This window comes from Candidatus Bathyarchaeota archaeon (genome assembly GCA_026014735.1).
Taxonomy (GTDB): domain Archaea; phylum Thermoproteota; class Bathyarchaeia; order Bathyarchaeales; family Bathycorpusculaceae; genus Bathycorpusculum.
Window position 1 is genome coordinate 814,268 of sequence record JAOZHT010000002.1, and the last position, 20,261, is coordinate 834,528.

Annotated in this window: 21 protein-coding genes; 4 read left to right on the forward strand and 17 right to left on the reverse strand. The window is 44.8% G+C overall.

Annotated features, from left to right (window positions below):
* Positions 1–13 precede the first annotated feature (13 nt).
* The 4 genes from NWE93_10115 (at position 14) to NWE93_10130 (ending at position 5,786) form a co-directional block, all read left to right on the forward strand.
* Positions 14–1,336, forward strand: coding sequence for a restriction endonuclease subunit S (locus tag NWE93_10115; GenBank protein MCW4000582.1), 1,323 nt, complete (start codon positions 14–16; stop codon positions 1,334–1,336).
* Complete coding sequence (locus tag NWE93_10120) at positions 1,333–4,317, forward strand: DEAD/DEAH box helicase family protein (GenBank protein ID MCW4000583.1); 2,985 nt, start codon at positions 1,333–1,335, stop codon at positions 4,315–4,317. The genes NWE93_10115 and NWE93_10120 overlap by 4 nt, the downstream gene beginning before the upstream one ends.
* 137 nt (positions 4,318–4,454) lie before the next feature.
* A complete protein-coding gene (locus NWE93_10125) occupies positions 4,455–4,844 on the forward strand; it encodes a hypothetical protein (protein MCW4000584.1) in 390 nt (129 codons plus the stop codon).
* 177 nt (positions 4,845–5,021) lie between these two features.
* A complete protein-coding gene (locus NWE93_10130) occupies positions 5,022–5,786 on the forward strand; it encodes a hypothetical protein (GenBank protein ID MCW4000585.1) in 765 nt (254 codons plus the stop codon).
* Here the strand turns inward: NWE93_10130 and NWE93_10135 are convergent.
* From NWE93_10135 to NWE93_10215, 17 genes are all read right to left on the reverse strand, one after another.
* Positions 5,783–7,222, reverse strand: a complete 1,440-nt coding sequence (locus tag NWE93_10135) for a hypothetical protein (GenBank protein MCW4000586.1) — start codon at positions 7,220–7,222, stop codon at positions 5,783–5,785. The genes NWE93_10130 and NWE93_10135 overlap by 4 nt on opposite strands.
* Positions 7,223–7,229: 7 nt before the next feature.
* Complete coding sequence (locus NWE93_10140; GenBank protein MCW4000587.1) at positions 7,230–8,648, reverse strand: terminase family protein; 1,419 nt, start codon at positions 8,646–8,648, stop codon at positions 7,230–7,232.
* Positions 8,641–9,093, reverse strand: a complete 453-nt coding sequence (locus tag NWE93_10145; protein ID MCW4000588.1) for a hypothetical protein — start codon at positions 9,091–9,093, stop codon at positions 8,641–8,643. The genes NWE93_10140 and NWE93_10145 overlap by 8 nt, the downstream gene beginning before the upstream one ends.
* Positions 9,090–9,332 carry a hypothetical protein gene (locus NWE93_10150; GenBank protein MCW4000589.1) on the reverse strand — a complete coding sequence of 81 codons (243 nt, stop codon included), beginning with the start codon at positions 9,330–9,332 and terminating at the stop codon, positions 9,090–9,092. Before NWE93_10150 ends, NWE93_10145 begins: the two co-directional genes overlap by 4 nt.
* Entirely contained in the window at positions 9,316–9,729 is a 414-nt protein-coding gene (locus NWE93_10155) for a hypothetical protein (protein MCW4000590.1), read from the reverse strand. The genes NWE93_10150 and NWE93_10155 overlap by 17 nt, the downstream gene beginning before the upstream one ends.
* 8 nt (positions 9,730–9,737) lie before the next feature.
* Positions 9,738–11,348, reverse strand: a complete 1,611-nt coding sequence (locus NWE93_10160) for a hypothetical protein (GenBank protein MCW4000591.1) — start codon at positions 11,346–11,348, stop codon at positions 9,738–9,740.
* Entirely contained in the window at positions 11,345–11,893 is a 549-nt protein-coding gene (locus NWE93_10165) for a hypothetical protein (protein ID MCW4000592.1), read from the reverse strand. Before NWE93_10165 ends, NWE93_10160 begins: the two co-directional genes overlap by 4 nt.
* The gene (locus tag NWE93_10170; protein ID MCW4000593.1) at positions 11,890–12,234 is read right to left on the reverse strand and encodes an HK97 gp10 family phage protein; all 345 of its coding nucleotides are present in this window, start codon (positions 12,232–12,234) and stop codon (positions 11,890–11,892) included. Before NWE93_10170 ends, NWE93_10165 begins: the two co-directional genes overlap by 4 nt.
* A 79-nt stretch (positions 12,235–12,313) precedes the next feature.
* Positions 12,314–12,778, reverse strand: coding sequence for a hypothetical protein (locus NWE93_10175; protein MCW4000594.1), 465 nt, complete (start codon positions 12,776–12,778; stop codon positions 12,314–12,316).
* A complete protein-coding gene (locus NWE93_10180) occupies positions 12,775–12,939 on the reverse strand; it encodes a hypothetical protein (protein ID MCW4000595.1) in 165 nt (54 codons plus the stop codon). The genes NWE93_10175 and NWE93_10180 overlap by 4 nt, the downstream gene beginning before the upstream one ends.
* Before the next feature lie 11 nt (positions 12,940–12,950).
* Positions 12,951–13,814: a phage tail tube protein gene (locus NWE93_10185; GenBank protein MCW4000596.1), complete on the reverse strand. Its 864-nt coding sequence runs from the start codon at positions 13,812–13,814 to the stop codon at positions 12,951–12,953.
* A 15-nt stretch (positions 13,815–13,829) separates the two neighbouring features.
* Entirely contained in the window at positions 13,830–14,843 is a 1,014-nt protein-coding gene (locus NWE93_10190) for a hypothetical protein (GenBank protein ID MCW4000597.1), read from the reverse strand.
* Positions 14,840–16,231 (reverse strand): hypothetical protein, encoded by a 1,392-nt coding sequence (locus NWE93_10195; protein MCW4000598.1) that lies wholly within the window; start codon positions 16,229–16,231, stop codon positions 14,840–14,842. Before NWE93_10195 ends, NWE93_10190 begins: the two co-directional genes overlap by 4 nt.
* 2 nt (positions 16,232–16,233) lie before the next feature.
* On the reverse strand, positions 16,234–16,503 hold the full coding sequence (locus NWE93_10200) for a hypothetical protein (GenBank protein MCW4000599.1): 270 nt from the start codon (positions 16,501–16,503) through the stop codon (positions 16,234–16,236).
* Positions 16,504–16,794: 291 nt separating this feature from the next.
* Positions 16,795–18,360, reverse strand: coding sequence for a hypothetical protein (locus tag NWE93_10205; protein ID MCW4000600.1), 1,566 nt, complete (start codon positions 18,358–18,360; stop codon positions 16,795–16,797).
* Complete coding sequence (locus NWE93_10210) at positions 18,326–18,904, reverse strand: hypothetical protein (GenBank protein ID MCW4000601.1); 579 nt, start codon at positions 18,902–18,904, stop codon at positions 18,326–18,328. The genes NWE93_10205 and NWE93_10210 overlap by 35 nt, the downstream gene beginning before the upstream one ends.
* Positions 18,905–18,967: 63 nt before the next feature.
* Positions 18,968–20,197, reverse strand: coding sequence for a hypothetical protein (locus NWE93_10215; GenBank protein ID MCW4000602.1), 1,230 nt, complete (start codon positions 20,195–20,197; stop codon positions 18,968–18,970).
* Between the last annotated feature and the right edge of the window lie 64 nt (positions 20,198–20,261).

The following is a 20,261-nucleotide window of genomic DNA, read 5'->3' on the forward strand; positions in this document are numbered from 1 at the left end:
ACAGGGGCTGGCGATGAAACTAAATCCTTATCCCAACTACAAGAAATCTGGTATAGAATGGTTTGATGTGATACCTCAAGAATGGCATGTGAAAAGGCTGAAGCATATTTCAAACGTCAGGATTAGCAATGTTGACAAAAAAATTAGAGATAATGAGCCTGAGGTACTACTGTGCAATTATAACGACGTGTATAAGCATGAACATATTACCTCAAAACTGAAATTCATGAAAGCAACGGCATCTCTGGGACAGATTAACAAGCTTCGACTGCGAAAAGATGACGTTATAATCACAAAAGATTCCGAAGAGCCTGATGATATTGCAGTCCCAGCATTGGTTACAGAAGATTTACGAGAAGTTGTATGCGGGTACCATTTGGCGCTGGTTAGGCCTGACCAAAAGCAAATCACAGGGGATTACTTGTTTAGGTCGTTTCAGAGTAAAAAAATTAACGATCAGTTTACAATTGAGGCCAACGGGGTAACACGTTTCGGAATAAGCACTTATCCGATTCTAAACGCCTTTTTTCTGGTACCCTCTAAGGATGAGCAGCGCAATATCATGAGGTTTCTTGATTTACAAACAACAAAAATTGACGACAACATCGCTAGAGATGCTCGGCTTATCTCGCTTCTAAATGAGAAAAGGATCGCTGTAATAAACCACATAGTAACAAGTGGGCTTGACCCCCAAGCAAGGCTAATCGATTCAGGAGTGGTATGGATTGGAAGTATACCTGAAAATTGGAAAGTAGTTAAAGCAAAATTACTGTTTTCGGAGATTAACAGTAGGTCTATCGATGGTCATGAGGAATTGTTAACGGTTTCTCACATAACTGGGGTAACTCGAAGGTCAGAAAAGAAGGTCACTATGTTTCTGGCAGAGAGTTTTGAGAATTACAAGAAATGCAAAAAAGATGATTTAGTTATAAACACTATGTGGGCATGGATGGGTGCCATGGGAATCGCCAAAGAAAAGGGAATAGTAAGTCCAGCGTACAACGTTTATCGAATGAAAAATGACAGTCTTTTACCTGCCTACTGCGATCTGCTGGTGAGAACACCAAAGTTCATATCAATTGTAAAAGCGAACTCAAAAGGGATATGGGATTCACGACTGAGATTATACCCCGAGTATTTTTTCGAGATATATCTTCCCATACCACCAAGAGAAGAGCAAGTAGAAATCGCTAAAAAAATACGTCAAATTAGCGACCATTATAATCTAATAGTTGATAAATTAAATAAAGCAATAGCATTGTTGAATGAGTATAGAGAATCTCTGCTCGATGATGTGGTTACAGGAAAGGTTAACGTTCAAGGGGCAACAGCATGACACCCAATACTTCCGAGAAAGGATTTCAAAACGACATTATTGCTCACCTAGTTTCAACCGGTTATCAGAAAAGAATTACGTTAAATTTTAACAAGGACTCTTGCCTCGACCCAGAGTTAACTCTGAAATTTATTCACGACACTCAAGAAAAAGAATGGATGAAATTCGAGAGAATATATGGCGGTAAATCTGAAGAAAAATTCCTTTTTAGGCTTATTAAAGAGCTTGACAGCAAGGGCACGATTCATATTCTTAGGAGCGGATTCAAAGACTCAGGCTGCGACTTCAAACTATTTTACCCCAAGCCATACAATAACAAGAATCTCGACCTGTTTGAAAAGTTCGATAAGAACATCTTTTCGGTTATTGATGAGCTTGAATACCAAGAGAAAGAAAAGGGAAACAGAATTGATCTAGTACTTTTCATTAATGGATTGCCTATTCTTTCTGTAGAATTAAAGGACACATTCTCCCAAGGTGTGGAGAGAGCGATCAAACAGTATAAAGAAACGAGAGACCATAGGGAGACAGTATTTCAAAGAATGCTTGTCCATTTTGCGATGAGTGACGAAAAAATATATTACTCTACAAAGCTTGCAGGGCCAAAGACCGAGTTCTTGCCCTTTAACAAGGGTTTGGAGAACCCTGAGGTGCCAGACAATTACAAGACTGCCTATTTATACAACGACATTCTTCAAATAAACAAGCTCTCCAAACTAATTTCTAATTTCATCTACATGAAAAAAGACGCTAAAACGGGTGAGGAAAAACCCATTTTTCCCCGGTATCACCAGTTTGAATGCGTCAACATGCTTTTAGAAGATCCAAAGATAGGTCAGAATTTTCTAATTCAGCATAGTGCGGGAAGCGGGAAGACAAATACCATCGCTTGGCTATCCCACGGGTTAGTGAACAAATTTGACAAGGAAGACAACCGACTCTATGATATGGTCATTGTTGTTTCCGACAGAAAGGTCATAGATAAGCAACTTAGAGACCAAGTGCAGGGGATTGAGAAAGTTAAGGGAATGGTTGAGGTTATCGACGAAAAGAAGCATTCCTCTGACTTGTTTGAAGCTCTAAAAATGGGACATAATATAGTTGTTACCACTATCCAAAAATTTCCTCATATACTTGAGGGAATTAAGGAACTGCCAAATCGCAAGTATGCCGTTATAATCGATGAAGCCCATTCCTCGCAGGCAGGAGCTAATGCAAGGGCGTTAAAGCGTGTTCTGACGACCAACAGCTTGGATGAAGCTGAGAAATTGGACAGTGGCGACTTGGAAAAGTCAGACGAGGATTTACTAAAGGAAATAGAAGCGGTAAAATCAAGGAAGAACATTAGCTTTTTCGCATTCACTGCTACCCCAAAGAACAAAACACTTGAGATGTTCGGTTGCCCCAAAGCTGACAAGAACGGCAAACTAATCTTGAATGAAAACGGAGAGCCGGAGCTTTTCCCTTTTCACCTTTATACTATGAAGCAAGCTATAGAGGAGGGCTTCATACTGGATGTTCTGCAAAACTACATCTCTTATGAGACCTATTTCAAGCTCTTCAAGAAAATTAAAGATGACCCGGAGTTTGATGAGAAGAAAACAAAGAAGCTTCTCAGAGATTTTGTAGAAAAGAACCCAGTTGCAGTCGCCAAAAAAACCGAAATAATGCTACACCATTTCATGAACTCAAGCGCTCACAAGATAGACGGTAAAGCAAAGGCAATGATTGTAACCAGATCAAGACTGCATGCGGTTCTTTACAAGAAAGCATTTGACAAGCTCATACAAGAGGAGAATTGTCCAATAAAAGCGCTGGTAGCTTTTACTGGCGTTGTGAAGCATGACGAGCAAGAGTATACAGAGGACTCCATGAACAACCTGCCGTCAAGGACCACTATAGAAAGTGCTTTCTCGGCAGACGAGTATAAACTCCTAATTGTGGCGAACAAGTTCCAAACAGGGTTTGACCAGCCTCTTCTTCATACATTATATGTTGATAAAATGCTTAATGGAATCACTGCTGTACAGACGCTGAGTAGAGCAAACCGAATCAACCCGGGAAAAAGTGACACCTTCGTCTTAGATTTTGCTAACAAACCTGAGGTAATTCAAAAGTCGTTCGAGCCATACTATGAAGTAACTTATCTTTCGGAAGCTACAGACCCTCATAAGCTCTATGAACTGCAGGATAAGTTGCTTGATTACCAAATATTTGAAATGAAGGATGTCGAAAACTTCTTTTCAAACTGGAGACGGAATGTTTCCCAGCCTAAACTACATGCGATTCTAAATCCAATAGTCGAATCTTTCAAACAGAAGAGGGGTAAGGATCAGGTTGACTTCAAGAAGACCCTTAACAGGTATCAAAGCATGTACGGGTTCTTGTCGCAACTTATTCCTTTCTCAGACTTGGCCCTTGAGAAACTGTATCTCTTTAATAAGTTCCTTCAGAAGAAGCTACCCACGATTAACAATCCGCTCTCTTTCTCTGTTCTAGAAGACGTTGACATAGAATCCTATAAAATAGTCAACAAGGGGCAAAAAGAGATAAAGCTAAGTTCTGATGGCGAACTAAAGCCTATCTCTGCCACCGTTGGAAAATTCGCTCCTGAGATAAAAGAAAAACTATCAAAAATAATCAGTGCCCTTAATGATGCGTTTGGTACAGACTTCAACGAAGACGACAGAGTATTTCTGGGAACCATCCAAGAAAACCTGCTTAAAAACAAGGACTTACAAAAGAAGCTTGAGCATAATTCCAAGGAAAACGTAAAGGTCATTTTTAACAGATATTTCGATGATGAAATGACCAAGCTATTGAATAGCAATATGAAATTCTATAAACGAATTGTAGATAACGAAAAACTAAGAGAGAAGCTCAAGTCAGCTCTTTTCGACCTGGTGTATTATCAGTATGTTAGGCAAAAAAAGAAGACTGATAAAGTGAAAGCATCAAAAAAGCCTCCTGATAATGGTTGAATAGTTGAGAATTTTTAAGATAAATCGCAGAGATAATTTCTTAGGTCCAAAAAACGTATTTGGTGGCTAATATGCCCCAAATAGGTTAAATCAGTCTTAAAATAGATGCAAAAAACGATACAATTCTTCGATGAACAATGAACCAACACGAAGAACCTTTCTCCAAACTAAATGACCTAGTTTTCGTCTACACTAGCCAAGAAGCAGTAGAAGACGGCATCCTATTCGACCTAGATCGAATCTTAACCAAAAACCCCGCCAAACCCTTCTTTCTCAAATACGTCACCACCAACCTGCTCAAAAAAGGCTACCTCAATCCCCCAAAAGAACCCGACGTCGAAATCACCCTCAACATCCCAAACCTCAAAGACATACTCAACCAAGCAGCCATAATCTTCCGCAAAAAACCTGCCGACGACTACTTCGCCAGCGGCAGAATCGAACTTCCTGATGGCCAAAAACAACGTATCTTCATCGCCGAAAACGAAACTGGCAGATACACCGCAATGCTCCCAGAAGACTACTAATCCTTTATTTTTTTATTTTTATCTTGTCGATGATAGGTCTTAAAAACTCTTGAAAACATACTAAGCGCTATGTCCACGAGGGCAGAAGTTAAAAGAATAAAGTATTTTGCACGCAATAGAAAAAGGCGATTGAAAAGAGTTTCATTCATAGCAGAATTACCCAGCGGTATAGAAAGATTGGATTCACAACTAAGCAGGAAAGACTTACCTGTTGGACAATTACTACGGGCAAAACAGCAATTTTTAGCTGGTTTTTTTGAAGATAGCATTTTGAATTCTTCTTTTGCTGTTGAGTATGCCCTTTTGATTAAGCTTGATCAAGAGTTAGAAATAGAGAAGAAACGGTTAATCGCGAAAAGGAAAAGTGGTTTAGGTCTTTTTGAAGCGATAGCATTAGCAGAAGAACGATGGATTAACAAGGCACTTGCTGATAACTTGTGTATCCTAAACAACTTGAGAAATATGTCAGCGCATCCTGGCAACTGGCTTAGTCTCTATAGCCAGTTGAAGTGCTATTATGAAAATCCTGACAAGGCTAAAAAATGGGTTTGCAAAGTAACCAAGCTGGCACCTCAGCAAATCGAAAAGAGGTTTAGTAATAAGCTAAATACTGTAAAGGGAAAGGAAACTGTTAAAGCACTTAAAACGGTAGCCGATGGTAAATTAGGCGATTTGCCTGATCTTTCATGGGCGGCAAGAAAAGATACTTTGGACTTTCAATTTGATGAGATTAAAAGCCTTTCCCAACCCCTCGCAAATGACTTGGTGAACAAAGGAAAAGTAATAGGGTTAACAAAACGACCAGAGTCAGCGCCTAAGTATTTGCTAGCTACATACAAATTCTCTGAAGAATTGGCCTTTAAGTCACTAAAGATTGCTCATGAAGCTTTATGCCAATTAGGATATGTAGATATATCGAAAAACACAAATACTATAGCTTAATCAGGACGTCTCCAAAAAAGGTAAACTTTTGTTTGATTTAGCATTCCCACGAGTTTTATTAGTTTACCCAATTCAGGCAATTCGGCTCTATGCACAGAGTTAACATAATCGACGACTTTTCCAAAGGGCTGATGACGGCTAGCCGCAAATTCCCTCCTAAAGCGTGTATGGCTGTTTTTAATGAAAGCTTCTTTTAGTTTATCGATCTGCGCCGGTTGCAAGCTCTCAAGCTTTGCCATGACATACCGTTCGCTGGCTAAAAGTTGCGAATCAAACCCTAACTCTAAGAGCGCTTTAGAAACACTGGAAATGCCCTTTACCGTTTGCTGTTGGGCTATTTTCTGCATGCCCGCCTTTTCAGCGAATGGACTATACTTCGCCATAACGGCAATCAACTCGACATATCTGAGACCGACCAGCGGCATCGTCTCACGAATGAGTTTGGCGCCTAAGCCTACAGTGCGGTATTTTGGGTGAATAACCACTCGGTTGATTATGCTTAGTTGTTTATTCATTTCCTGAATAGTCATTCTCGGCAGCACCATTCGTCTTCCATAACAGGCTGGTGGAGGGTAACTATAGACTATGACGCCGCATAGCTCATTGCATCTTACTAGGCGAAAGATTTTTCTTGGAACCGCAACTTTATGTCCGCGATAATGGAAGATGCTGAGTTTTTGCCAGTCTTCTCTAGTACCTTCTTCAACCCGCATTTCTCGGATTAGGCTGCATTCGATCGCTGGAGTGTTTGGGTAGTAGTCTATTTTGATTTCTTCCCCAAACCGTTTGCGGACTAAAACGCTAGGTTTTAGGTCCTCTTGGAGATCGCTATGGGTTGTCGCTGCTATGACTGCTTTGCCTTGTTGACGGGCGATTTTTTGCAGGTTGTAGGCGATGATTTTAGCGGTGTCTCTGTCCAGACATGCGGCGAATTCATCCATGAGCCACCACTGCTTGCCGCTCTCGATTAGTTTGGCAATTCGGTAACGGTACCGTTGGCCGTCGCTGAGTTGGCTGTATGTGCGCAGGAACAGAAAAGCATCGTTTAAGCCGACTTTGCTTAGCAGCTCTAAACCTTCTTCGACTGTGCCTCCGACAGTTTCGATCAATGGTTTTTCAGCCTCTACAACCACATCTGATAGGTCAACAGCCTCCTCGCCCAAGTCTGCCTTGATTGCACGTAGCAATACACTTTTTCCGCTGCCGCTATCTCCAGTAATATAGACGATGTCTCGTGGCCCAATCTTCAGCTCAGCATCCAGAACCTTGAACCGCTGAGCGTCGTCAATGCCCAATCCAAAGGCTTCTGCTACAACCAAGCTTCTAGGGGTCGGTTTAGTGTGAGTTTCATAGCTAATGTTAAACGTGAATTTACCTTCCGTCCGGTCGTAGATTCGGCGGAATTGCCTTATGCGAAAGTCTCTTTGGCGTCTCATTTCTTGGTCACCTTGGAATAACCGTTAGGAATGGTTCGGGTTCCATCTGTACGGTAGCAAACACGGCTAGCGCGATACTCCAAAACACGTCGTCGTGGGTGCCGTTTGGGTGCGAGTAGCCTATGGCGCCGTCCTTGCGTAGGTCATAGCGTTCAACGTTTAGCTCGGTGCAGAGGTCGCCTCTATACGGTCGTTCCCAGTTGAGTAGTGGATAGTAGAATTGTTTGTTCATCATGCGCTGTTTCAATAGGCTTGCCATTTCGCTTTTTCTGGGTACACTAAAGTTGACGCCCTCAGCGTTCTCTATGCCTGCAGTTTGCATGTCTGCTATTATGCTTGGGCCTTCGCGGGTGAAGTCCACTCTGATTTTTTGGAAGCCGCCCCATCGGTCCTGTAGCGCTTTAAGGTAGCCGAGAACTTGGGCGTAGAGTGTGGGTTGCTGGAAAATCTTTAGGTGCCGAAGGAAGAGCTTATCGTTTAGACGCTCAACCACCGAGAGCACGCAGTAATCTCGGGTTTGTGCCAAGTCGAGTCCAGCAAAGAAGTCGCCTTCAGAGCTAGCTTCAGGGTTGAACTCTTGGAGGTCTTCGCCGCAATTCTTCACCGTACCTACGCAGGCAACGATTAAGCTTTGAGCCAGCCAAACGTCTTCGTCTTCCGCCCATTCGGCTTCCATTTCTCGACGCCAACGTTGCGGATCATCCCCGAACTGACGCTTAATCTTCTCAACAATAGCAGGCTTAAGCGGACCATTAGGTTCAAGGGCATCACTCCACCGAACATGCGACCGTGCAAAATCAGAATAGTCTTTGTGGTTGCACATCTTCCAGAAAAGCGAATCCGTATTCCAAGGCGTTGACGTCGCGATTAACTTGCCGTTGGTTGTTCCAAGCGTAAACAGGATTGCATCATAGAGCTCTTCGTCGTTAGGAACGAAATTTGCTTCTTCGATCCAGATTACTTTGAAGGTTGGGCCTCTGATTGTATCGGGGTTGTTTGGGAAGGCTTCAATCATGCTGCCATTTGGCAGAGTGATCCTTGTTTTTTGGATGTGTAAGCCGGGCTGCTGTGGAAGTTTTCGACAGAAACCGCCCATGCGGCGTATGTTGAGTTTGGTTTGGCGCCAGCTTGGACCAACAATCGCTATGTAGCTGTCGGGATGCTCCCAGGCATACTTGAGAAGCAATGCTGAAACTGAAAAGCTCTTACCTGTTTGGCGTGCCCAACGTACCGCGGTGAACTGGTTCTTCTCAAACATCTCCGCAAGTTCCATTTGGTAGCGGTAGGGAGTGAACCCGAAGACTTGTTCAAAGAAGCTCTTAACGTCGCTCCTTAGACTTTCGACCTTGCGTTCACCTAACTCTTCAGCAGCCGCTATGTCAGAACGGAGCCCTGCCCTTTCCTCAAGGAGTCGGTCTTTATGCATTGCTCTGGGACTTTTTGAGAAGTTCCGCATACTTCCGTCTAGCCTCCATTAATTCCTCTTCCATTTCCCGATAGTGAACGTACTCCGCAAACCGCTCCTGGTACACCTTAACACCTGCGATTATGCCGCGTAAGCGCAAAACCTCAGCCTTATCCAGCCCCGGCGTCTTTAGCGCCTCCAGTGCGGCTGCAAGAATCTTGAGTGTCTCCTCGATGCTGGGCAACTCTTGGGGAAGCGTCAGTTCGGTAGAACAACAACAATTGGAATTTTTCGGCTGTTGTTGTTCTTTCAGTAAACCGAATTTTAGGAGCTTTTGCCGTATGGCTTCTTCAGTATAGCGACCATCAAAACTGAACACTAAGACTCTAAGCTCAGTAGTCCCCGACTGGTACCAATCTCGGAGTTTACTCTCATCTTCTGCAGGCCAAGGTTTACCCTTCGTCATGTCTTCTGCCCCACAAACAACCCAATGACCGTGCCGCTTAGCCCGGTAATTGAAGCAAAAATCTCAGCGTTCCAAGTATGCAAAATGAGTAGATGCGCTAACTCAAGAGCCGACATAAACGCCGTCATGCCTATGGCGAATTTGACGCCCAACACAAGCTTAGCGGGCGGCTCTTCTGCGATGAAGCGACCTCGCTCAAAGCGTCTGCGAGTTAAGGCACGTTTAATAGGGTCTGCCATCGATGCTCAACCTCCGCTGCGCAAGTGCTCTGCGAAAAGTTCTTGGGCGATTCATGGAGCGATGCCCGCCCATCATGAAACTGTTAACAAGCCTACTAGCCGAATCGGTTGGAATATGCTCTTTAACCAAAACCGTTACGCCAAGTGCCCAACCGATAGGGATTGCGGTGTAGTCTAAATCGAACAGGCCATCGGCATAGCGGAAACTGTTCTGTGCAATCACAATATGCTTAATTTTATCGCCGATTAAACCGACAAATATGCCCCAGCTTTTCACTGGGACATCAATAGTCATACCTGAGCCGCTGCTTTTACCGACCGATGCATCGCACCAGTCAACGGCGATTAAGTCGCCGGGTTTAATGTTTTCAAAGAGTTTTAGGATTTGCTTACTCATTTTTGAGGTCACCGTCTTGCCTTGTAATTGCTTAGGGCGTCCGTTCTGGCTCTCAAGGCATAAATCCAGTCCGCCATCAGCTGCTTCTGATATCCAAGATTCAAAGTAACATCCAGCGTGTTGTTTTCTGCCAACAAGTGATAGTCTACGCTTTTGACAAGAAAGCTAACAGCGGAGATGCTTTCGTTTGGCAGAGTTACCGCAATCATATCACCGGGCAGAATGGGCGAGGTTCCATAATCGATTAGGGTACTTTTTACGACCAGCGAAGTTTTGGCTTGTTTTTTGTAGGCCAGTATTGATTTGGCTCTGAGCATGCATTCGTTGTCGCTGTATAGGTCCTCAACGATGTCAACATATTGGCGTTCGCCATAACTGGCAATGCTTGCGGCATCGGTTTGCACATTGCTATACCGTGCACCGGTGAAGTAGAGTTGGCCATGCCACACTTGACCACTCACGCCGGCAGTAACCAGATAGGCCGTGACGGTAACAGTGCGGATGTTCTCCCAATCAAAGTCACTCGGAGCCGCCCAATCTATTGCGTGGTCGACGCCGACATCAAGTTGAAATGTTGACCAATCGTTACTTGCAGCTATGCTGTTAACGGTTGAGAGGTTACGCCCACAGACCCGTGACGAGGAATCATGCAGGATTACCAAGAAGCCATCAGACTTAACAAGGTCATCTCGCAATAGTGCCAAAAACAGTTTGGGGTACATATTGCCGTTTACGGTTACGGTGAAATAGAAGACGCTCACGGCATTGTAGGCAGCGCCCGTGGTGTTCTTGATGCTTGAGGCAGCCGAACCATATCTCCGAGTTCCGTCTAAGGAAAGGGAGCCGCCGTATCCTGTCCAGTAACCACTGGCTGGGTTGAGGCTTTCGACCGTTTCATCAACGTCTATAGGTGTGCTTTTTGTGGCAGCGCCATAAATAGTGACTTTGTTTCTTACAGAGAGGATATCTGATTCCGTTTCTGCCTCTTCAATCCGTTCAGTTAGGCTGACGGAGCTTGTTTTGGCGCCTCTGTGGAAAAATTCAAAGCGACCATCCGGTGCAACCCTGAAATCATATCCGATAGCGCCTGCTTTGTCACTGTCCTGTGCGATTTGTTTTAGGATTTCCCAAGCCTGCTTATTCTCATAGTCCAAGCGGGTAAAGGTTGTGTCGGTGTTTTCAACCAGCTCAACCGCGCCTCTTACATGAGGCAGACCCGAATGATAATCCAGCAGATGCTTGACGATTTCCTCGCCTTTCATGAGGGCGTAGCCTTCGGTGACGTATTCGCGGAATAACCGCTCGCCCCAGTCACGACCCGAAACAGTAACATAATGTTCGGTAGCGTTTGATTGGAACTTCATGTTCTCGTTTCGTGTGGTGATGAGCTGGGGACAGTTGCCGCCTCGACCCATCATGATATAGCCGTCTTCGCCAAGCGCGATTGGAGAGCCGCTTGGGCTGTATTTGCCGTTCCAGTTTTGGAGACGATAGGCGAAACTGCTGACTTCCTCGGTTCCGCCTAAGTGCACGGCTAGCTCCTGAATGTCAGCCTGATTAATTGAGCCGCCTGTTACCCCTGAGTAGAGAGTTATGGAGGGCGCTGCTGGTTCGCTCATGTGTCCTCGACTCCTTGGCGATAGATTGCCATGTCACCAGACCGCACGATGCCCCGTGTAACAGTGGTGGTTTGGCTGGCTGTGGAGTTGAAGTTCTGCATGCTTGAAGTTGCCGTGTTCATGCTGTTGGCAAAGCTGTACATTGCAACCGCAGCAGCCGCTATAACAGCGATACCCACACCAGTGAGAGCCAAGAAGGTTCCGTAACTGATGTTTAGGGCGTTCTGTGCAGCTGTGGCGACCCAACAAGCGGCAGAATACACTTTCTGAGCAACAGCCACGCCCACACTGGTAGTCATGAAGGTGCCCATGACTGAGACAACCATCATGGCGCTGTTGAACACCTTAGCTTGCGCGTCATCAAGTAATCCGAATTGGTTAGCGATGTAGCCAATAGCCATGCCCGAAGCGCCGATGCCAGCGATTGCAGCGCCCAAACTCTTAATCCGAGCGCTCAAGGCTTCAGCGTCAGTTTTAATTCTGCCAAACTCGTTACTTGCACGATTAACCGCCCGAATAGTTACGGCAATTTCGCGGAAACTCATAGCCCCGCCTCCGCTTTAGCTTGCTCAATGGCTGAGGTTATGACTGCTTCGAGTTGTGGCAGGTACTGCTGGATTGCTGGGTAAAGATAGGGTTGTGCCTGCATGTATTTGGTGCCTAGCTCGACAGCTAGGGCGTAGGTGGCGACTGCGCCAATTTCAGCTACCCATTCCTGAATTTTCGCATAGATGGTGCTTCGAAGATAACCTGTCCGGACGGGAACAAGGCGCATTGCTTCGGCTTTGACGTCGGCAGCCCAGCTAGCCAAAAAGCTGTGGACCTCACGCTGCATGCCCGAATCTAGCCTTTGCATAGCTGCCTTGAATTCTTCTACGCCTTGTATGTCGCAGGTTACTTCTAGTGCCGTTTTGCTTCGCGCTCCGCTTTCCGTTTCTCTTCTTCAGCGATTTCGTCCATTATGTTCAAGATGTGGCAGAACTCCTGAATTGTTCGGGCTGGCTGCTTGGCAAGTTCGGTTGGTGTCCATCCGAAGGTTTGGCATAGCCTAAACTCGACAAGAGTGCTGTGCGGCTTTCCTCGTCTAATTGCTCTAGTAAAAAACGCAGGTCCTCCCGCGACATGCCGTTTAGCTTGTTGGCTACTTTAGAGAAGAGTTCCCCAAGCTCGATGGGGATGCCGTCTTCTTCGCCCAGCAGCTTTTCAATGGTTATGGGGTGGGTTTGGGGTTGTCCATGCATGCTTGCCATGATGGTTTCAGCTTGTATGGAGATGAAATCGCTACTCTCCACGTCACCGGACAGCTTGTTGTATTTGGTGTGTTTTTGGATGATGCGGTTGCGTTTTGCCCAAGTTATCTCTTTGAAAACGTACTTGCCCTGGTATTCTTCGCCGAATCGGTTGTCAATTTCTAAGGTTTCTTGCTTCATGCTTGTGCCATCTCTAAAACTTTTAGACGTGCCTCTATCGCCGTCTCCAAATCAGCCAAAAAAGCCTCCTGTAAATCCAAAGGAAGCTGGCTAATCCGTTTGGTAAAACGGTTCATCAGAGCAATCGTCTGCACATAAATTCTGATTTCATTTTTTGGCATGGTTTTTGCTCCTATGAAATTGTTAACGGTCCTCTAGCCGTGAAGGGCACCTTAGCGTAGATCAGGTCCTCGGATTTGCCGCTCAAAGAGAAATCTTCCCATTTTGTGTGCTCTACGCTCACTTTGTTGGTTCCGCCTAACCCGAATTCTAAACTGGTTTGCTCGGTGTCGGCTAAGACGTCGTCGGCTTCCTGTTTGCTTTCAAACTCAAAATTGAGTTCCCCTGTCAGCAGCCGTTTACCCCAAGTTAGGTACTTTGCCAAATGCCCGTTAACTGAACGGATGACTGGGACAGGTTTGCAAGAGTTGTCAATCTGCAGTTTCCAAGAAGTGACGCGCTCGCAGGTTACACCGCCGATTTTGACATAGCTTTCACTACCAGAGACGGCACCGGCATAATCGGTGTATGAAGCTCCCGTAATTTTTGCGGTGGTGACTTCGACGTCTTGGGCTGGAAATTCGGCTTCGCATTCTAAGATGCCGTCTATGTCGCATGTTAGAGTGGCTTTGTTGAATCTGGCGCCCTTGTAGATTAGGCTTATGATGTCGGTTGCTGTGGCGAAAATGTCTTTGTAGTAGAGCACTTGCAAGGATAAGCTGATGTTGAGTTCTTGCTTGACGTACTGGAGAAAGTTGATGGGTGCATCCGATGGGATCGGATACTTAATTTTCAGAAGCGGCTGTCTTAAGCCCCGCTTTAATGCGACCAGATCGATTGAACCGGTGCCTGAGACTTTGATGTTGTTTGGGTTTATGTCTGCGTCTAGACTGCTGCAGGAGTGCCCAAGCAGCGCTGGGCTAGCTGGAACTACTCCAAAGGTGCCCTCCGGCACATAGTAGAACTTTTCTTGATCTGAGTGATAGGTGTCAACCATGTTTTTCACCTGTAACTATGAAATGGCAACTAACTCGAACAGCCAAGCCACGATTACGATTTCTTCAGTGTAGAGAAACGGCTTAACCTCGGTTACATCGACGTCTCGGTAACTATGAACATCGCAGAACGTGACGCCTCGCACGTCAACGGTTACTTGCACAAAATCGCAGTACAGTGTGGCAGGCGAGACCCCATTTGATGGGTTGGTTGTCCTTGCCATAAGGTATAGGAAGCCATCATCGTTGACGTAGCTAGTGAGGTTAGGCGTTAGAGTGATAGCCAGCGTTTCATCTGTGCCTGAAACGCCAGTTTGTGATTGGCTCCAAGCGCCAGCCAAGTTATCCCAAACTTTTAGAGTAACGCCGTTTCCCACTGGAGCAAGCCCAAAACCTTCAAACGCCAAAACTACACGCTTTAAACACTGCTGTCTGGCTTCATTTCGGCTCTCTCCAGCTTTAACACCTATTTTGAAGCGGAAAAGCATAAACGCAAAATCGCCACTGCCAGTTGCGCTTTTGGAGTGCCTATGGTCGTCGCTTCCCCAAAGGTTCGCATACTCGGGATTAGTCAATTCTGCCCAGACTGTATTAGACGGCACAGGTTCGGTTGTGGCTGCCGCATCATAGACCTTGTGAGTTGTAGACGTCGAGTCGATTGGGTAAAAGTTGTAGACTGTTCTGCCGGGTAGGTTGCGGTTTTCGGGAACAATCACCAGAAGCTGCTCAAGAACTTTGTCACGCAGGACTCTGCCGACATCTGAGCTTGATGGCTTATCAACGGTAGTTACGGTTGCTCGGAGGGAGTAAATGCGCCTTCTTAGTTTGCCGTCTAAGGTGTGTTTCTGCGCTTGGCAGGGCTCCGAGGTCTTTGAGATGGTGATTTGGGCGTCGTAGTCTTTGAGCAGTTCCCGGTCATAGTTAGCTTGAGAGCAAAGGATACGGGCTAAGCCGCCGTCATCCTTGACAACTCTTATTCGAGATTCGATGAGACGCAGAACTGTTATGACGGGGTTTTCTACTTCGCTCAACTTGCGATTAGCCTCCTTGCGATGCTCTTGAAGTAGAACCGCTGATTCGCAAACATGAAGGGCGTCACTGTCTGGATTTCGTAGTCTTCGCCTTGGCGCCTAATCTTGTCGTGCACTCGGACGGGAAGGAAAGTGTACAATGCCAAGTAGTCGTTTAGGTAGTAACCTGCTTCTAACATGACTTGCTCGGCTTTTAGTGAGGAAACAACGGCTAGCAAATCCAAAGATTCGCCATAAGTGACTATGGCGGCGGCTTCTCGCACAGGATAAAGCGTCACTGTTTCGCCCTTAGTCTTCAGAATCTTGGTGAACTGGGTTACTGGTTCCTCGTAATGGAGGAAAAGCTCGGCTAGCCAACAAACAGTGACCATTGCCTGCTTGTTTTCAACATAGCTGTAGTTTGTGTGTTTGGCGCCCCAGAACATGAATTCCGCTGCGTGTTTGCTGATGACTTCTACGCTGAGTTTTAGGCTTGGTTTGTCATGGTTGCTGCGGATTTTCCAAAGGATCCCACTTGTGACGGCATCGTAGTAGTCGCATGCGGAGAATCGGCCAATGACGTCTATGTAGCCAGCCCAGCAGACTGCAGGGTTATAAGCTGGGTACTTTGCGCTAGCTCGAATGTTGTTTAGGGCATTGTAGACTTTCTGGCAGCTGACGCTCCAGCCCTCAACCTCATACAAACCCACTAACGCATAGGCGAATGGGTCATCGTAAACCTCGTTCTCACTTAGGCCCACTCGGTGCCATTTGCCGTCCGAAGGGTCGAAATCCAACCAGAGGTTCTCAAAGCCCGCTCTCAGAAAGCCAACCGCTTTGCTTATGATGCCGTTGTAGACTGCAAAGTTGGGTATGTCGTACTTTTCAGCAAGCGCTTTCAAACCAATAAGCCCATAAAGACATTCCACATCTAGCTGCAAAAGCCAAGCATCGCCAATCGTCACTGCTCTGGCGAAGCCGCCGTAGGCCTGCTGGTCCTGCATCGTTTTGAGAAAAGTCCCGCCTGCTAGCTTTGCAGCATCCAAATAGTTTGAGTTGGCAGTAAGTTCATGGGCTCTAAGAAGTGATAGAATGACTCGGCAAGCATCGACACTGTAATAGTAGGTGCTTGTTTCGTTGCTTTGGAATCCGCCATAAGCCTTTCTTGCTGGGTCGAGGCATTGCTGGGTTAGAATCCAATCGGCTAAACTTGCAATTTTGGAGTAGATGTCGGCTTTTTTGTTCTCAAATTGCGGAGCAGAGTAGGCGTTATAGAGAAAGTCGATTGCGAAGCTAGCCGCTAAAACACCTTTGCCAAACGCGGGGTCGGGCGTATCAGGCGGGATAACGTAAACGTTGGGCGCATAGTCCATAACGAATTTGTAGTATGCTTCAGGTACGGTTCCCATGGCTAAGCGCTCCCCACATAAGGCGTTTTTAGGCTGGCAAGAAGCCGCTCAAACTCAGATTGCAGCACCGTTAAGCTTGGCAGAGAAGAGTTGGAACTGTTCAAATCGCCAACGCTAAAGTTTAAGCCGATTGCTGAACCGCCAGTCAAATAGCAGACCGCATAAATGGCTGCCAAGAGCGTTATGGCTTCTTTTTGGGCGTCGGTGCAGTTTTGGTAGTCTATGTCAGTGGATAATTCAAGCTCTAAAGTGACCTCTGCTCTCTTAATCATTTTTAGAACTTTAGTATCAGAAATATCCGAATCGCTTAGATGGAGAACATCTCTAATGTCCTCAATAGAGGTAACGACCAAGCTACAATCCCATGAACCCTTGCAGTTGAGAGTTCAAATAGCTTGAGAGCCAAAATACGATAATATCGTAAACGTGACAATGTATAAAACACGGCAAGCTAAAACCTCAAAGAAGCCCTTTCAAGCAAAAAACACTATACATTATTAGCCCAAACACGTTAGTTGCTAATTGAGTTAATTCTTCAAAGCAACGATGAACTTTGAGCGTTTTTATTTGTCAATTAATTTTATTGTAGTGGCGCTCAATCTATGCGGGTAGCACATCAAGTGATAATGCGCGAATGGATTATTCACTAATCTTTTAGGAAATTCAGAATTGTTAACCGTTGTTGCTTCTGTTATTAATTTAGCCCAGCTTTGAGGCTGTTCATAAAACGTTTCATTTTGCACGCCTTCCTCGCAGTGCCATGTAAGAAGTTTCCATACAGGTTGCGGCTTAAATTCACATTTCAAAATTTTAGTAAGGTCTTTCCAGAGCGGCGTAATAGACGCTCGCTTTTTTCGTTTAGCAATAAGATTTACTATAGTACTCATATGATAGGAAGAACCGTGAAAAGAATAAGGTTCACTTTCTTCTCCGAGGCTATATAAGCGATTATACTCTTCGCTGATAACTTGTTCAGCTGTGTAATAAGGGTCTGGAAGCCCTTTGCTATCCTTCAATTGGTTTTCAACAACTATATTTGCCAGCAAATCGATTAGGATTTTTTCTGAAAGAGAGTCATTATGCAGAGATAGCAACAGACTCATTTCAATAAAAAAAGGCGTTGCAGACTCGCCCCAATACCATAAATCGGTATAATGCTTCTTAATATAATCAATAACCTGTTGATCCAACGAATAAGAAGAATCAGCCTTTTTACTAAAAAGTTCAAAGGCGGACAACCAACCAAGGACCATTGTTAGTCTTGATTTGTAAAACAAATCGCCATCCCATGTACTTTCCAAGAAATTTTTACGACTGAAAAATTCTTTCTTTAATGAAATGAATTGTGTTTTGATTTTATGGGCGACTAAATTGAAAGAAGTTTCCCAGAGCTCAGGCTCCAAGTCGTATTTTTCCGCAACTGCTAGCAAATAAGTACCGAATAGGGTCCATCCATCAATTACAGCAATATGATTTTGACATTTTTCGAAATTTTGCATTGTATACTGATATAAAAGCAGTCCACTTTCAATCTTCCTTTTCAATTCAGGCTTTGTTTCCTTTCCCTTGAAGAGCAGAAGCTCAATAAATTCTGAAGTTATTTCTTTATTAATAAGCGCTTTTCCATCTCTTAGAGTTAATTCTAAAAATAATTTGAAGTCAGCCGGCTCCACAGGAAGAAGCGATTCAGAAACTTTCAAAAACCTCTTCAATAAATCATATTTTGTGATAACTTTTAGTTCAGAGTAGCCTCTTTTTTTATTGCTAAAATTTAGGTCATCAATTAGTACCCGTACAGGGTCTGTCAATTCACCGTTAGTTACCAAAAAAGCGCTATGGCCGATGTTTTTATCAATTCCGGGAAAATTAATGGGAACTTCAATCAATTCAGTAATTTCACCCTTGATGGCTCGCCATTCGGGTAGTCCAAGCTGACCACATTTTAATTGAAATGCACAAGGTACGCCCTTTTCATCGAGAGAAATAATGTCTTTGCCTTGTTCCATTTGTCCATGGGTTGACAAATGAAGAACAGAATAATTTTCCGAAAGTAGATACTGACAAAATGGTACCTGATAGCCTATCTCGTTTGTATTAATCAACCAGTTTTCTATTACTCTCTCGATCAAGCCAACCCTTCCTTTTCTTTTCAATTATCGCTTTTTGCTTTTCTCTAAATTCTTTGCTATCCAAGTCCTGTTTTATCTTGTCATAATCTTGTGGTGTAATAATGATAAGAGGCATTATTGGGTTACCAGAATCATCAAAACTCATTTCTATTTTTTCGAATGTTTCCAAAATAGATTCGGCAGTGATCCCTGTTTTAGATGTTACTACATTACCCGTTGTCTCAGTTACTTTTTCAAAAACCCCGATAAAGTGCTTATTCATTTTTTCAGTCATATCTTTAGCAATTTCTTTTGTTCTTGAAAACACCGCATTAGGACCTTTTTGTATGATTTCTTCAGTAGTGATCTGAAAATCGGAAACAAAGGTGCCATAGCTTGTTTCACTAGAATATCCGTCTATGCTCTTAATGGCTATTCTATCGCCTTCATGAACTATCTTTTTTGGAATACTGGCCTGTAGAGGGTCTTTATTTACTTCATTTCTTATGATGACTTCTAGTTTTCTGTTAAGCTTGCGTTTGAGAATGGGATAGTCAGGCAACATATTGATTGGTTATATAATTAACTGATAATTAAAAATTAATGCTGCATAGGTGTCTAAATTCATTCACATGTCATTTTGGCGCTTAATTGCTGATTCGCTTTTCTCATCCCAGAGTTCCCAACCGAATTTGACAGCGTTCTTGCGGAACTCTTCAGCTCGAACCAGCCCCAATTCAGCGGCTTTGATGAGGTCAGAGGGCACAAGTTCAGGCGTTTCGGGACTACCAAAATTCAGCCTAACTTTCGCTTTAGCAGCATTTAAACCAGACTGCGATACCGTGACAGCGAAGATTTCTTTCTCAACTTGCCGCTTGATGTATCGCTGAACGGGTTTTATTAGCATGTCTTGAAGGTCTAAGGCTGCCCTAGCCGACGCTTCAGTGAAACCAGGAGTACTAAACAATCTTGGCAGAGGCGTTTCGCATCCAAGATAGAACTGGTTTACCATATGGTCGATGTAATACTCAAAACGTGCCCTGGGGTCGATGGAAACTGGGTAGACACCGACGGATTTGGCGCCGCTGAAAAGCCACTGCCCCTCTTCCGGACGGTTCTTGATAGCAGATTCATACTTTTTGATAGTGTCCTCTTTCTGGCCTTCCAATTGCACTACTACGTCCGGACCAGCGTATTTGACAAAGATGTTTGGCAGAATCTTCTCAATCTTGGCTTTCATCCAAGCATATGAGGGCCGCTTATCCGTGTCAACGGTCAAAGTGTGAAGTAGAACCTGCAGCAAGCCCACGCCGAACCCAGATGGAACATCGCCGTTTAGGCGCCAGTGGATAACAGCTTCGGGCTTTAGCTCGTTTCCAGCGTTGCCGCTGTAGGTGGCTTGGAGCTGGTAGCCTGTGACTTTGTAGGGAATTTTTAGGTTAGGTACAGAGCTTAGCCCAATGCGTTGGACTGAATCAATCGGCATTCGCAGCATATCGGCTAGCCGTTCAGGTGTGAGTTTGAGCCAGAAATCGTTACCGCAAGCAATCAGAGGCTTGGCCATATCGTTTAGTAAGCCGTCAAGGTTAATGTCTTCACAGAACCGGTCCACTGCTGCTTTAGCTTCGGCTGCTTTGTCGTATTTCTCGTCAACCGTGGTGTAGAAACCCATGCCAACCGTTGAAGCCGCCAACAGATCAACGCTGCTCTTGCAGGTTGGGTCTCTGTCGTAAAGCTTCATGACGTCTGCCAGTGGGATGCATGAGGTGTCAAAGAACACTCTATCCTTTGGGGATGCCACGCCTGAAGCGGGTGCATAGGAGAGTACTTCACGGATTTTTCTTAGGACACTACTCATGCAGGTTAACCTCAAGGATTCTTGTTTCCCAAAAAAGAGGGAGGAAAAATTGTTGTTAGAGCAG